Annotated in this window: 13 protein-coding genes and 1 pseudogene; 10 read left to right on the forward strand and 4 right to left on the reverse strand. The window is 69.3% G+C overall.

Annotation, left to right across the window (positions count from 1 at the left end):
- Window positions 1-87 precede the first annotated feature (87 nt).
- The 3 genes from ACWD0F_RS33325 (at window position 88) to ACWD0F_RS33335 (ending at window position 2,341) form a co-directional block, all read left to right on the forward strand.
- Window positions 88-456: a transposase gene (locus tag ACWD0F_RS33325; protein WP_449882679.1), complete on the forward strand. Its 369-nt coding sequence runs from the start codon at window positions 88-90 to the stop codon at window positions 454-456.
- Complete coding sequence (locus tag ACWD0F_RS33330; RefSeq protein WP_449882682.1) at window positions 438-1,595, forward strand: NF041680 family putative transposase; 1,158 nt, start codon at window positions 438-440, stop codon at window positions 1,593-1,595. The genes ACWD0F_RS33325 and ACWD0F_RS33330 overlap by 19 nt, the downstream gene beginning before the upstream one ends.
- A 107-nt stretch (window positions 1,596-1,702) precedes the next feature.
- The gene (locus ACWD0F_RS33335) at window positions 1,703-2,341 is read left to right on the forward strand and encodes a DUF998 domain-containing protein (protein WP_449882685.1); all 639 of its coding nucleotides are present in this window, start codon (window positions 1,703-1,705) and stop codon (window positions 2,339-2,341) included.
- A 66-nt stretch (window positions 2,342-2,407) separates the two neighbouring features.
- Here the strand turns inward: ACWD0F_RS33335 and rph are convergent, their stop codons facing one another.
- Entirely contained in the window at window positions 2,408-4,996 is a 2,589-nt protein-coding gene (rph, locus tag ACWD0F_RS33340; protein ID WP_449882688.1) for a rifamycin-inactivating phosphotransferase, read from the reverse strand.
- Between the two features lie 401 nt (window positions 4,997-5,397).
- Here rph and ACWD0F_RS33345 point away from each other — a divergent pair, with 401 nt between their 5' ends.
- Entirely contained in the window at window positions 5,398-6,261 is an 864-nt protein-coding gene (locus ACWD0F_RS33345; protein ID WP_449882691.1) for a DUF2268 domain-containing protein, read from the forward strand.
- Window positions 6,262-6,304: 43 nt separating this feature from the next.
- Here the strand turns inward: ACWD0F_RS33345 and ACWD0F_RS33350 are convergent, their stop codons facing one another.
- Window positions 6,305-6,526, reverse strand: a complete 222-nt coding sequence (locus tag ACWD0F_RS33350) for a hypothetical protein (RefSeq protein WP_449882694.1) — start codon at window positions 6,524-6,526, stop codon at window positions 6,305-6,307.
- A gap of 121 nt (window positions 6,527-6,647) precedes the next feature.
- Between ACWD0F_RS33350 and ACWD0F_RS33355 the strand changes: the two genes are divergently transcribed.
- The gene (locus tag ACWD0F_RS33355) at window positions 6,648-7,259 is read left to right on the forward strand and encodes a TetR/AcrR family transcriptional regulator (protein ID WP_449882697.1); all 612 of its coding nucleotides are present in this window, start codon (window positions 6,648-6,650) and stop codon (window positions 7,257-7,259) included.
- Between the two features lie 92 nt (window positions 7,260-7,351).
- Here ACWD0F_RS33355 and ACWD0F_RS33360 read toward each other — a convergent pair whose 3' ends face one another.
- Together ACWD0F_RS33360 and ACWD0F_RS33365 are read right to left on the reverse strand one after the other, a co-directional pair.
- Window positions 7,352-8,596, reverse strand: coding sequence for a hypothetical protein (locus ACWD0F_RS33360; protein WP_449882699.1), 1,245 nt, complete (start codon window positions 8,594-8,596; stop codon window positions 7,352-7,354).
- A 253-nt stretch (window positions 8,597-8,849) separates the two neighbouring features.
- Window positions 8,850-9,470, reverse strand: coding sequence for a nucleotidyltransferase domain-containing protein (locus ACWD0F_RS33365; protein WP_449882702.1), 621 nt, complete (start codon window positions 9,468-9,470; stop codon window positions 8,850-8,852).
- A gap of 665 nt (window positions 9,471-10,135) precedes the next feature.
- On the opposite strand from ACWD0F_RS33365, the gene ACWD0F_RS33370 reads away from it, so the two are divergent.
- The 5 genes and pseudogenes from ACWD0F_RS33370 to ACWD0F_RS33390 all read left to right on the forward strand — a co-directional run bounded on the left by ACWD0F_RS33370 (window position 10,136) and on the right by ACWD0F_RS33390 (window position 13,558).
- Window positions 10,136-10,384 carry a hypothetical protein gene (locus ACWD0F_RS33370; protein ID WP_449882705.1) on the forward strand — a complete coding sequence of 83 codons (249 nt, stop codon included), beginning with the start codon at window positions 10,136-10,138 and terminating at the stop codon, window positions 10,382-10,384.
- A gap of 281 nt (window positions 10,385-10,665) precedes the next feature.
- Window positions 10,666-10,824 (forward strand): hypothetical protein, encoded by a 159-nt coding sequence (locus ACWD0F_RS33375; RefSeq protein WP_449882707.1) that lies wholly within the window; start codon window positions 10,666-10,668, stop codon window positions 10,822-10,824.
- A 12-nt stretch (window positions 10,825-10,836) separates the two neighbouring features.
- Complete coding sequence (locus ACWD0F_RS33380; RefSeq protein WP_449882710.1) at window positions 10,837-12,045, forward strand: DUF4158 domain-containing protein; 1,209 nt, start codon at window positions 10,837-10,839, stop codon at window positions 12,043-12,045.
- Between the two features lie 294 nt (window positions 12,046-12,339).
- Window positions 12,340-12,726, forward strand: a pseudogene (locus tag ACWD0F_RS33385) (Tn3 family transposase); the annotation flags it as partial.
- Window positions 12,727-12,754: 28 nt separating this feature from the next.
- Window positions 12,755-13,558: a Tn3 family transposase gene (locus ACWD0F_RS33390; RefSeq protein WP_449882713.1), complete on the forward strand. Its 804-nt coding sequence runs from the start codon at window positions 12,755-12,757 to the stop codon at window positions 13,556-13,558.
- Window positions 13,559-13,652 lie beyond the last annotated feature (94 nt).

Raw genomic sequence — 13,652 nt, forward strand, 5'->3', positions numbered from 1 at the left:
GTGTCCCTAGAGACACGGCGTGTCGCCGTGAGTTGGGCCAGCCACCGTCTCCATCTTCGAGTTGTCAGTCAGAAGGAAGAGGAGGCGGTGGCTGTGTCCTTCATGCTGGCACGCGCAGCGCGGGGCGTCCCGGATTCGGGTGAGGACGGCCAGAAACGGGGCGCGTGGACGGAACTGGCCGATTTCCGGCAGGAGGTCTTCACCTGCCTGACCGCCCGGCGAGATGAGCTGTTCGACCTGGTCGAGGCGGTGTTATGCGCCGAGGGTCCGGTCCGCACGATGGTCGGGCTGACGTTGGCGCCCGAGCACCGCCGTGGCCACGGCGCCCTGTACGACGCGATCAACCACGGCCGCATCGAGATCGCCCGGCTGCGGCGAGCTCTGGCCACGGTACCGCTGCCGCGCGCGGCGGGCGGCGGGCGGCGGGCGGCCGGATCGTGCTGGCCGCCGATGTGACGCCCTGGCTGCGCCCGGACGCGCCGACCAGCCCCGAGCGGCTGTTCTGCCACGTCTATGGCCGCCGCAAGGGTGACCATCAGATGATCCCCGGCTGGCCGTACTCGATCATCGCCGCGCTGGAGACCGGCCGCACCTCCTGGACCACGGTGCTGGATGCCCAGCGGCTACGCCCCGACGACGACGAAGCCGCCGTCACCGCCACGCAGGTCCGTGACCTGGTCGCCCGCCTGATCGAAGCGGACCAGTGGCGGCAGGGTGACCCGGACATCCTCATCGTGCTCGACGCCGGCTACGACACCGCCCGCCTGGCCTTCCTGCTGGACGGCCTGCCGGTGCAGGTGCTGGGCCGCCTGCGCTCCGATCGGGTGCTGGGCCGCCCGGCTCCCTCCCGCCGCGAGCACGCGCTGGCTCACCCCGGCGGTGGCCGCCCGCCCCTGCACGGGGCCGGGTTCCGGATGAAGGACGAGACCACCTGGGGTGAACCGGCCCACACCACGGCCACCGCCACGAGCCGGTACGGCAAGGCCGTCGCGTCCTGCTGGGACCGATTGCACCATCGGCTCACCCGCCGCGCCGCCTGGCTGGACCACGACGGCGCGCTGCCCATCATCGACGGCACCCTGATCCGGCTGCAGGTCGAGCAGTTGCCCGGCGAACGCGACCCCAAGCCGGTGTGGCTGTGGACCTCGGCGGTTGCCATCACCCCGGCCCACCTGGACCGGCTCTGGCAGGCATTCCTCCGCAGATTCGATCTTGAGCACACGTTCCGGATGTGGAAACAGACCCTGGGCTGGACCGCCCCGAAGATCCGCGACCCGCAGTCCGCCGACCGCTGGACCTGGCTGATCATCATCGCCTACGCCCAGCTCCAACTCGCCCGGACGCTCGCACCTGACCTGCGCCGCCCGTGGGAACGCCCCGCTCCACTCGAACGGCTGACCCCCGCTCGCGTCCGGCGAGGGTTTCGGCACCTCCGCCCGCGCCTGCCTCTACCTGCCGGCGCACCGAAACCCAGCCGGCCCGGTCCCGGCAGACCTCCGGGCTCGAAGAACCGGGCTCCCGCCCGTCACCACGACGTGGGCAAGACCACCAAACGCGCCGAAACGCTCACCGAGCACCAGAACGGGAAGGGTTAAACGTCAAGCTGAGGCGGTTCGCTCGATCCGCTCGTCTCCAGCGGAGGGGGACTGTCCGGACTCGGGCGGCGGCCTCGACGTCTCCGGCGAATGGAGGAGACATGATGATGGCATCACGAACCGGGCGGCTGCTGGCGTGCGGGCTGCTCGCCGGCCCGGTGTTCCTGACCGTCTGGCTGGTCCAGGCGCTCACGCGGGCGGGCTTCGATCCCGCCTACCACCCGCTCAGCCTGCTGAGCCTCGGCGAGGCGGGGTGGATCCAGATCGGCAACTTCGTGGTGACGGGACTGCTGGTGATCGGGTTCGCGGCGGGGTTGCGGCGCACGCCGGCCGGAGGCGTGGCCGCGGCCTTGATGGCACTGAGCGGCGCGGGACTGATGATGGCCGGGGTCTTCACGACGGACCCGGGCGCCGGATTCCCGCCAGGTGCGCCTGCGGGGGCGCCGCCGCAGGTGAGCTGGCACGGCCTGCTGCACGAGGTGGGCTTCGCCGTGGCGACGCTGACCTGGATCGCGGCCTGCGTGGTGCTGGCGCGCCGCTTCACCGGGCGGGCGCGGTGGTGGTGCGTCGCGGCCCCGGTCCTGGCGGTGGCCGTGAGCGCCTGGCCCGATCTGAGCAGTCTCAGCCTGCGCCTGGTGGCGGGCAGCGCGGTCCAGTTCGCGCTGACCGCTTACTTGGCGGCTTACCTGGCGGCGCGGGCCGACACCCCGGCCAGGGCGTCACTCAAGGTCGTATCCCATGAATGAGTGAATCATGATGAGCGGCGGCTCCGGTTGACCGAGGCGCCGCCGCTCATCGCCGGCATGCGTCGGTCACGGCAGGATCTCGACGTACCCGTCGCTTCCGTGCACGCGGATCCGCTGCCCATCGGCGATCAGCCGGGTGGCGTCCACCACACCGACGACAGCCGGCAGGCCGTACTCCCGTGCGATCACCGCGCCGTGTGTCATCAATCCTCCGACCTCCGTCACCAGGCCGGTGATGGCGACGAAGAGAGGCGTCCAGCTCGGGTCCGTGTGGGCCGTGACGAGGATGTCACCCGGTTCGAGATCGGCCTGGGCCATGTCCAGGATGACACGGGCGCGCCCTTCGATGGTCCCGGCGGAGACCGGCAGGCCGATCAGGGTGCCGGCCGGCACGTCGTCGCGCCGGTACGCCCCGGCGACGGCCTCGCCGTCCGATGTCAGCACCCGGGGCGGTGTGAGCGCGTGGTACGACCGGAACGCGTCCTTGCGCTGCCGGACCAGGCCGTCATCCACCTGGTTCGAGCGCACGACGTCGTGGAACTCCTGGAACGTGAGGTAGAAGACGTCCTCCTTCTCAGGGAGCACGTGGGCCCGCACGAGGCGCTCGGCCTCTTCCAGCAGGGCCTGCTTGTAGACGAAGTAGCGGCTGACAATGCCGTACTTCGGGTACTCCCGGTAGCCGATGAAGGTCCGTACCCGGTCGATCATCTGCTCGGTCTCGTCGGCCTTGTGCTCCCCGTCCGGCAGGGCCCGCAGGCGTTCGAGCACCTCCTGCGCCTTCTGCTGCGCCCTCTGCCGTCCTTGCTCGAAGCGCCGCCCGGCGGCGCCCGGCTCGAAGTTCCTGACGTTGTCGAGGATGACGGGCACGAGCGTGGTGGGGCGTTCGCGCCAGCGCGGCCTGGTGATGTCGATCTCGCCGACGCAGCGCATGCCGTACCGGTCGAGGTACGCCTCGATGGCCTGGCGCGCTTCGCTCCCGCCCGCGAACTTCGGCAGCTCGTCCAGGAAACCGTCGTCCTCGACACCCTGCAGGAACGCCACCACCTCCGGATGCGGGCGGATCACGTCGGCGACATCGAGCAGCGCCAGTCCCATCTCCGACGTGACGTTGCCGGGGGCGGACAGCGTGAGGGTGTCGGCCGCGTTCTTCTCACCCAGCCATTCCCGCAGCCGGTCGTTGAGCCACCAGGTGGCCTCCATCCCCGCCATGATCGCCTGCACGCTCAACGGATCACTGAGGACCCGCTTGTGCTCCTGGAAGGTCTCCAGCAGGAAGTCGAACAGCGCCGGTCCGGTCTTCGCCTGAATGTCGCGGCGCAGGGCGGCGATGGACGCCTGGCTGCGCTCGATCAGCTCGGCGACGATGGCCGGATCGGTCTCGATCGCGGCGGGCGGGCCGCCGGCGGGCGGCCCGCCGGGACCGCCGTCCGGGAGCGCCGGGACGAAGCCGTGGCGGTCGAGGACGGTCTCCAGCGCGTCCCTGATCAGCGGATCGGACCGTCCCGCCATCTCCAGGAGGCCGGCGCGGCTCGCGGGCGAGGCCAGGTGCCGGGTGACGTCGACGAACAGCCTCCCGCCGGCCTCGTGCATCGGCGCCATGGCCGTCAACTGCCACATGGAGAGCCCCAGCGGCCTCATGGGGTCGGTCATCATCTGCTGATGACCGACGGAGAGGTAGACGTGGTTCTCCCGGTCGTCGGCCGCGGGGATGGGGAACAGCGTGGTGATCGGCCGGCTCTGCACGATCTGGAAGTCGTCGTCGGCCAGGCACCATTCGATGTCCTGCGGGCGGCCGAAATGCGCCTCGATTCGCCGTCCGAGCCGCACGAGCCGTACGACCTGCGCATCCGTCAGCGCCGGCTGCTCCTGCCGCTGCGGGTCGATCGCCACTTCCCGCGTCCCGCCGGCCGGCGAGGCGTGCACGGCACGCTGTTGGGCGGCGACCGTCCTGGCGACGACCTCGCCGTCGCGCACCTTGAAGACGTCCGGGTTCACCAGGCCGGAGACCAGGGCCTCGCCGAGGCCGAAGCCGGCGTCCACGGTGGCGACCTTCCGGTCGCCCGTGACGGGGTCGGCCGTGAACAAGATGCCGGCCGCATCCGGGAAGACCATCCGCTGCACGACCACGGCCATGTGGACCGTACGGTGGCCGATGCCGTTCCGCAGGCGGTAGGTCACGGCCCGCTCGGTGAACAGCGACGCCCAGCACCGGCTGACGTGCTGGAGGATCGCCGCCGGCCCCACGACGTTCAGGTAGGTGTCCTGCTGGCCGGCGAAGGATGCCGTCGGCAGGTCCTCTGCCGTCGCGCTGGATCGTACGGCGCAGGCGGCGTGCTCGCCGAGCGCGCGGGTGATCGCCGCCGCCAGATCGCCCGGGATGGCGATGCCTTCGATGGTCCGGCGGATCTCCGCGCTGAGCGTGCGGATCGCCTCCCGGTCATCCGGGTTCAGGCGCGACAGCTGGTCGAGGCGATCGTCGATCGACGGGGCTTCCGCCATGATCCGCCGGAAGGCGGCCGTCGTCACGCAGAACCCGGCCGGCACGCGGATGCCTTCGATCCGCGACAGCCCGCCCAGGTGCGCGGCCTTGCCGCCGACGACCGCGATCTGCGTCTCGTCCACCTCTTGAAGATCCAACACGTACTGCTCGATCACGGCGACACCTCCCCGTCGAACGCCCGCAACCGCACCGCCGGTCTCATCGGCGGCTGGCGGTCGCCGCGTCCCCCGTACATCGACAACACACCCACGTCATGCCCCCACTTCCTGTGTCCGGCCGCCGATTCTGCGGCATGACCCGGGCCTTGCCGCAAGCCCCCCTGTGCGCTATACGTTGGAAGTGGCAAGGAGTGACATCTTCTTGCCTTTGCTTTCGCCGTCCGCTGCGGGCTGGATCCTTCGACCGCCTGGAGCGTGCCGGGTGCAGCGCCCTGGCGCATATCGGCTTATAGCGGCCCGCAGGAAGGCCTCACCCCACTGATCCAGGTCGGCCAGGTCGCCCGAGCGCGACCGTTCGATTTGAGTCTCACGTAGCGTGAGGCTCTAGCGTCGCCGGCATGGAGTTCATCATTCACGACACCCTGACGGCGATGGCGGACCTGCTTGAGCGGCCCCTGGAGCAGCGGCCCGCCGCGCTGCGCGAGATGCTCGCGCCGCTGCGCGAGGCCATCCCGGGGCCCGGCGACATCGTCGACCTGCACCACCAGGGCGGTGGGTTCCGGGTCGACGCCGAGGACCCGCGCTACCTGCCCGCCGTCCACCGCATGATCGAGCAGGACGTGCTGGGCCAGGTGCGCCACGAACTGGAGCGCGCCTCGAAGCGGCTGGCGGGCGCCAAGCAGGCCGACTCGTTGCCGGTCATGTTCGTGATGGGCAACCCGGACCACGCGCACCTGATGGATGTCTCGGACGGGTACTACGGGATGGGCGGCGGGCCGGGCGGGCTGTATCTGCTGGCCTGGCCCTCAGACGAGGTGATCGGCAGGATCGCGCACCTCGCGGTGCACGAGTTCCACCACAATGTGCGCTTCACCAACGTGGAGTGGAACCCGATGACCGTGACCGTGGGCGAGCACGTGGTCGCCGAAGGGCTGGCGGAGGCGTTCGTACGCGAGCAGTCGGGCCCCGAGGCCATGGGTCCGTGGTCGGCGAAGGTGACAGGGACGGCTCGTGACCGGGCTCACGAGCGGATCATGGCGGACTTCGACCTGGCCGGGATGCAGCACACCCCGGCGTACGTACTGGGGGACAGCGCCGTGCGCTTCTTCGGGGGCGAGCCTCGCGGCATCCCCGACATGGCCGGGTACGCCGTGGGGCTGGGCCTGGTCGATCAGGCGCTGGCCGCCACCGGGCTGAGCGCGGCCGAGGCCACGGTGCTGCCCGCCGCCGAGCTGCTGCGGCGGGGCGGCGTACGTCCCTGACCCGCCGCCTCGCTGATGCCAGCGTCCGCTCGTGCACGGCCGGTCATTGCCCGCGTCCGCCCTGCTTGGCCTGCTTGCCACCCCAACCGGCCAGCAGCGCTCCGGCGACGGCGGCCACCGCATGACACGCGAGCCACATCGCGAACCCGCCGGGCAGCCAGCCGAGCAGCCCGCCGTTGGAGTGGTCGGCCAGCAGCCGGATGGCGCCCTGTACTCCCAGGACCAGCAGCAGCATGCCGACGATCAGCACGATGACGTGTTTCATGCGCGCTCTGTCTCCCATCGCTTTCGGAGGGCGTGACGCCCCACCGCTTTGTGGTGCGATCGAACCATAACATTTGTCTTGGTACGATCGCACCACAAACAAGGGATGAGGGACGGATGGCATGCCGCGACAGGTGGACCACGACCAGCGCCGCCGTCAGATCGCGGAAGCCGTCTGGCGCCTGGCCACCCGGGGCGGCCTGGAAGACGTCACCTTGAGGCAGGTCGCCGCCGAGGCCGAGGTCTCCGCCCGGCTGCTGCAGTACTACTTCGGCACCCGCGACCAGTTGCTGCTCGGCGCGCTGGAGATCCTCAACGACGATGCCGAGCGGCGGGCCGGCGAACGCCTCGCGATGCTCGGCGAAGCACCCGGCATGCACGCGATCGTGCGGGGAGTGCTGCTCGAGCTGCTCCCGCTGGACGCGGAACGGCGTACCTGGCACCTGGTGTACGCCGCCTACTTCGTCCGCTTCCTGACCGACCCCGCCCTGGCCGAGGTCGCCCGCGACGCGCCGCGGGCGCTGGAGAACCTGGTCGCCGGCCTGATCGCGCAAGGCCAGGAAACCGGCCAGGTGCCCCGGAACATCGACGCCGCGGCCGAGGCCGCGTTCCTGGTGGCAGGAGCCGAGGGGATGCAGGCCGGCGTCCTGCTGCGGCAGCAGTCCGCTGTAGACGCCGTAGCCATGATCGACCACCAGCTTGCCCGCGTCTTCGCCACGACGAACAGCGAGTGACCGCGCCCCCCTCGAACCCGTCCGGGTCCCTCACCCGCCAGGCCGCAGCACCCGGGTGAGGAAGCGACGGTGCGCGAATAATCCGGGTGACCTCAAGCCGAGCGCATCTCCGCGGCAACCGCGCGTTCCCGCAACTGCGCCGCCTCCGCCCGGACCGCCTCCAGTTCGGCCCGCATGTCCGCCAGCCGTACCCGCTCCAGCCGCAGCTCACCTTGCGACCGATCCCGCTCCAGCCGCAGCTCGGCCTGCAAGCGATCACGTTCCAGCCGCAGCTCGCCCTGGAGCCGATCACGCTCTTTGACCGCCGCGTCGGCCCGTGACCGCTCCCGCGACACCAGCTTCCGCTCCCCGGACAGCGCCGCCGCGGCCTCCTGCTCGACCGCCGCCACCTTCTCCGTCATCCGCGCCACCTCGGCCGCCGCCTGCGCGGTGTCCTTGAGCGCCACAGCCCGATCGCGCTCGGCATCGGCGGCGGCCCGATCCGCCTTGACGGCCCGCTCCACGGCCCGCTCCCGCTCCTGCGCCGCCGCCTCCTCCCGGGCCTTCGCGCCGGCCACGTCCCGCTCGGCCCCCTCCCGCGCCCGAACCGCCGCCGCGGTCTCCTCCCGGGCGCGATCCCTCTCCTCCCGTGCCCGCTCGGCACCCTGCTCAGCCTGTACGGCCTGCGCCCGCGCCTCCTCGGCACGCCTGTCCGACGACTCCGCCCGCTCGGTCAGCTCCTGAACCGCCTGATCCTTGGCCCGCTCCGTCACCTCGACCTGCCGGGCCGCCTCCTTGGCCCGCCGTTCGGCCACGCCCGCCCGCCGCTGGGCCTCCTCCGCCGTCTGCAACGCCTGCCGCTCGGTGCTCGCCGCCTCCCGCAACGCCGCCAGCGCCTGCTCCCGCGCCTGTTCGGCGTCGCCCAGCGCGGTTTCCCTCTCGTGCTCCGCCTCCTCAAGCCGGGCCCGCATCTCAGCCGTCTGCCTGCGGGCATGCTCGGTGGCCTCGCGCGCCAGCCGTACCTGCTCGAACGCCTGCTCCCGCTCGGTACGCGCGATCGCCACCCGCGTGTGCGCCTCAGCCTGCACGGCGCTCAGCTTCGCCTCGACCCCCGCCGGACTCAGCTCCTCGGTCAGCGCCTGCGCCAGCGGCTCGATGACCGCGGCGAGCCCGCTCTCCATCCGGTCGTACAACTGCTCGGCCCTGGCCAGCGCACCCTCCAGCCCCGGGGTGGCCCGCCGCATCTCCCGCTCCCGCTTGGCCGCCGCCTGACAGTCCTTATCAGGGCAGTACGCCTTCGGCCGCCCCCTGCCCGCCCGCTGCTCGATCGGCGCTCCACAGTGCTTACAAGGTGCCACCGGCGTGTCTTCTCTCTTGATCTGTCGAGTCCTGTCCTCGTTGGCAGTCACTGATCTTGCTCTTCCAAGTGAAGGGGCGATGTCGGGGGACCGGAACGCCGTGCGCGGCCGTAGCCGTGCCGGTTGCGTACGAAGGCGAACCGCGAGCGGAGCCCGGCTGCTCCTCTCCGCGGACACCCACTCGGCTGAGACGCCGGGCAACGCCGCCGTCTCCCGGACCGTCTCCTGGATCATGACGCACCACCGGAACGCCTCAGTCCATCTGGCGCAAGCGCTCGCACCAGGGATGTGCGGCGTGCTCGGTCCGCAGCGCCTCGTCGAGCCAGCGCCGCTGCCCGCCGCTCAGCAGGGGGAGGACCGCCTCGAAGTCGGTCTTGTCCTTCGGCCGCGGACCTTTGGCCTTGTAGAGCAGTTGCACCTCTGGGACAAGCCGGTGGAAACCACCCTGCTCAACGGTCAGCTCGGCCAGCGGGCGGCGGATCCGGGGGTCGCGCCGGTAGATCCACTCCTCTTCGTCGGCTTCGTCCAGCATGAGCTGGAACCGCCAGGGCCCGTCCGGATGCTCACGTACCCAGATGTCGTGGGCCCGCTCGGGCAGCACTTCGTCCAGCGCCCACGGCCGCAGCACCGAGGGCGCGCCCGGCACTGAGACATGAACATCCCAGCCGTCCAGCAACCGCCGCACCACAAGCTGATCACGACGTAGCAGCCCGATGTCCACATCGCCATGCTCACGGTACGCACGCCCCACAGCCAGCTCGATCGCGTACCCGCCGGCCACCCACCAGGGCACCGGCAGCCCGCGCAACAGCTCGACGACCTCGCCGAGCGGCGCAGCTTCCCAGGGCCCCCAAGGCGTCTCCACCCTCACCACGTCGGTACTCGCCTTCAGCTTCGTTGTCGCGCCCGGCGGCCACCTGGGCGCACTCGAATCGCCTGTGCTTCTCGCGCCCGGCGAACAGGTAGCCCACAGTCACGATCCCACTCTGTTCGGTCACTCAACAGCCTACCATTTTTGATTTTCTAGAAAATCAAAATCAAAAAACAAGATCTGTTGCGTGACCCATGATCGCTCGTAACTTGCGGGAAGGGAGAATTCCCGCAAGTTATGTGACGCCAAAGAGCACGGGTCCCTGAACCGTTTCTTGGACGGTGCGACAACACACCGCTGGAGTGGCCAGGGCAGGGCTGTCCTGCGGATTGCCACGAAGCTGTCCTGGCGTTATGCCACTTGGTGTCAGTGGGAATGCCACGAGGTGTCAGCAAGATCCTTTGCGTAGGGCACTTTTGAGAGGTGCTCTCGCGGTGCCCAGAGGCTATTTTTTGCAGGTGAGTGCCATGTTCGGGGCGGAAGCCACGTCGTAGCTTGCCTCCGTGTCATCCGTCGGCCGCTGCGCCTGTAAGTGACGACCTCGCAGTCCTGCGGCGTTTCGACAGCGAGATCTGTGCGGAAGAAACTCGTGCTCCACTGACGCGTGTGGCAATAATGCCATCTGCTGACATCACCGATCGAGCCGATGACCTGGCGTTTGCCAGGAGATGTCAGTAAGAAGTGCCGGCCAAGCACGCTCCACCGCCCTGTTCCAGCTCGCCACCGAACTGCCCGCCGCCCTGCTCGCCCGCATGCTCGGCATCCACATCAACGTCGCAGTGCAATGGCAACGCGCCTCCTCCGGCGACTGGATGACCTACGCCGCCGACATCAGCCGTCGTTCCCGCACTGAAACGCAGACGAAGACGGGGCCAGCCCCCGGTTTCCCGGACGAAGGAGAGATCACCAATGCCTGATCAACCAAGGCTTGTGCCGGGTCCAGCCGAGATGCGGGCAAAACCGGCCATGAGTCGATCTTGAGAACGTAGGGCATGCCCGCTGCGGGTCCGGGTTGATGGGGTATCCGATGCCGAATCAGGCTCGCTGCGGGGTTGGCGCGTAATCTCGGAAGTCGTCCGCCCGTAGACCGCGAGGGAGTCGGCCCTGGTTTCTGCGTTTCCGTCTCACGGACTGTATTCGGTCGGCTACAGTATCTCCCGTTCTGTGGTGATCGGGGCCGCTGGGAAGGCAATGCCTGATGGCCTCGATCGACAAGACCGCTTACCCGCGGTTCAAGCGGACGATCTCCGAGCGTGAACTGCGCGAGGCGTACTCGCCGAGCCTGGCGGAGATGGACTGGGCGCGGGAGATGACCGACAGCGATGAGAACCGGCTGTCGCTGATGGTGTGGTTGTAGTGCTGTCAGCGGGTGGGCCGGTTTCCGCGGCTGGCCGAAATCCCGGCCCAGGTGATCGAGCACGTACGGAACGAGCTGGGCCTGCCGGAGCGGATCGGCATGACGGACGTGGCCGAGCGGACCGGACGCAACCACAAGGCGCTGGTGCGGGCCCGGCTGGGGCTGGACGGCGATCAGGCCGCCGCGCGCAAGCTGGCCGAGCAGGCGATCCGGCAGGCAGCCAAGACCAAAGACCACCCGGCCGATCTGATCAACGTGGCGCTGGAGGAGCTGGCCAAGAACAGCTGCGAATTCCCGGCGTTCTCCACCCTGGATGACCTGGCCGCTCAGGTGCGCACGGAGGTCAACGGCGCCATCTTCACCCTGGCCTACGGCCGGATGGGCTTCGACGACCACGCGCGCATGCTGGCGATGCTGGAGGTGGATCCGGCCACCGGCCGCAGCGGTCATGACCGGGCCAAGAAGAGCGCACCGCGGGCCACGGTGACCAAGCTGCGCCAGCAGTTGGACCATCTGGCCTGGCTGGACGGCATGGCCGGGGGCAGCGACGCCTGGCTCAAAGGAGTGCCCGCTTCCAAGATCGCTCATTTCGCGGCCGAGGCGCGGGCGCTGGACGCCGCTGAGATACGCGACTACGGCGAGGTCAAGCGGATCGTGATGGAAGCATGCCTGCTACACCAGGCCCGGATACGCGCCCGCGATGACCTGGTGACCATGCTGTGCAAGCGGATGAACACCATGCACAACAAGGCCCGCGAGCTGCTGGAGACCATTCGCGCCGAGCAGCGTCAGCGCAACGAGCGGATGCTGGCGGTGCTGGGGGATCTGCTGAGCGCGGCCAAGGAGGTCGACCTGGCGGCTCGGAACGCGCCGAACCCGTGGACGGCGGTGCGGCGTCGGCACGAGACCGGACGGGCGGTCTGGAGACGATCGAGAGCAATGGCGGCCTGGCCGACCTGGTGGCCGAGCACGAAGCGCTGGCCGCCTTCCACGGCGACAACTATCTGCCGCTGCTGGACCGCTTCTATCTCTCCCATCGTGGGCTGCTGCTGCGCCTGGCCGGCGTGCTGGTGCTGGAGCCGGCCAGCGCGGACCGCAGGCTTCTGGAGGCGCTGGAGTTCGTGCGCGCCAATGCCACCCGCACCAGCGAGCTCATCGGCGATGAGTACACGGTCGAGGAAGACGTCGTCGATGAGACGACCGGCGAGGTGTCCACGTTGATGGTGCGCAAGCACGTGGATGTGTCTTTTCGCGTCGGAGGCCTGGCAGAAGGTGATCGCCGATAAGCGCCGCCCCGGCAAGGTGGTGCGCCGGCATTTTGAGATCTGCGTGTTCTCCTGCCTGGCGGACGAGCTGGTGCGCGGCGATGTGGCGGCGGTCGGCTCGGAGGCCTACGCCAACTGGCAGTCCCAGTTGCTCAGCTGGGAGGACTGCCAGCCGCACCTGGCCACCTACTGCGCCGAGGTGGGCCTGCCCACGACGGCCTCGGAGTTCGTGGCGCAGTTGAAGATGCGGATGAAGGACGTGGCCGCGGCCGTGGACGCGGGCTACCCGGACAACGCCGACCTGGTCATCGACGAGCAGGGCAGGCCCTCGCTCAAGGCGCGCAAGTCCGCCGGGCACAGCGCCGAGGCGCTCAAGCTGGCCACGGCCGTCAAGGGCCGACTGCCGGAACGCTCCCTGCTGGAGATTCTGACCCGGACCACGCGGCATCTGCGCTGGTTCCGGCATTTCGGGCCGCTGTCGGGGTCGCAGGCCAAGCTGGCCGACCCGCTGGAGCGCTACCTGCTGGTGGCCTTCGCCTACGGCTGCAACCTGGGCGCCGCCCAGGCCGCCCGGCATCTGGGCGGCCGCATCAGCGCCCACGAGTTGTCCTACACGGTGCGCAAGCACGTCACGCTGGCCAGTTTGAAACAAGGCGATCGCCGACGTGGTCAACGCCTACCTGCGCCTGGATCTGCTCCGGTTGTGGGGGGAGGGCAACGCGGTGGCCGCCGACGGCACCAAGTACGACATCTACGTGGACAATTTGATCGCCGAGTTCCACATCCGGTACGGGGGTTACGGCGGCGTCGCCTACCACCACATCGCCGACAATTACATCGCGCTGTTTTCCAGATTCGTGCCGTGCGGGGTGTGGGAGGCGGTCTACATCATCGAGGGGCTACTGGAGCAGGAGAGCGAGGCGGCGCCCAAGGAGATTCACGCTGATACGCAAGGCCAGTCGTTCCCTGTCTTTGGTTTGGCGCATCTGTTCGGATTCGAGTTGCTGCCACGCATCCGCAACTTCCGGGACCTGACCTTCCACCGGCCCGAGCCGGGCCTGCGCTATCGGCATATCGACGCGCTGTTCGGCGAGCCGATCAACTGGCAGCTGATCGAGGCTCACTGGCAAGACCTGATGAAGGTGGCCATCTCCATCCGTGAAGGTGAGCTGTCGTCGATCACCTTGCTGCGGCGGCTACGGCACGACTCCAAGCGCAATAAGATCTACCGCTCCTTCCGCGAGCTGGTCGCCGACCTGGTCATGTACCAGACCACGCTGGACATGTCGCTGGTGCTCAACCGGCTGCGCAGCGAGGGCGAGACGGTGCATCGCGCCGACGTGGCCATCATGTCCCCCTATCAGGAGGACAACGTGCGCCGCTTCGGCGACTACGTCTACGACCTGAACGCACCGCTGGAGGACATGGATGTCAACCTCGAGCTTGGGGAGGAGACCGATGCTGCCTGAGAGGGCGTTCTGTGGGCTTCCGTCCGGTCTGACTTTGGGCAACAGCTTCTATGCGCCGTGACCCGGTTGGGGCAGCGTGAACAGTCCGGGTTCG

Source organism: Nonomuraea sp. NPDC002799, from assembly GCF_053592075.1.

Bases quoted from the DNA above. Each gene is read 5' to 3' on its own strand.
- ACWD0F_RS33345 (WP_449882691.1), top strand. From the start codon at position 5,398: ATGGAGTTCATCATTCACGACACCCTGACGGCGATGGCGGACCTGCTT.
- ACWD0F_RS33335 (WP_449882685.1), top strand. From the start codon at position 1,703: ATGGCATCACGAACCGGGCGGCTGCTGGCGTGCGGGCTGCTCGCCGGC.
- ACWD0F_RS33350 (WP_449882694.1), bottom strand. From the start codon at position 6,526: ATGAAACACGTCATCGTGCTGATCGTCGGCATGCTGCTGCTGGTCCTG.
- ACWD0F_RS33375 (WP_449882707.1), top strand. From the start codon at position 10,666: ATGGCCTCGATCGACAAGACCGCTTACCCGCGGTTCAAGCGGACGATC.
- ACWD0F_RS33370 (WP_449882705.1), top strand. From the start codon at position 10,136: ATGTCAGTAAGAAGTGCCGGCCAAGCACGCTCCACCGCCCTGTTCCAG.
- ACWD0F_RS33355 (WP_449882697.1), top strand. From the start codon at position 6,648: ATGCCGCGACAGGTGGACCACGACCAGCGCCGCCGTCAGATCGCGGAA.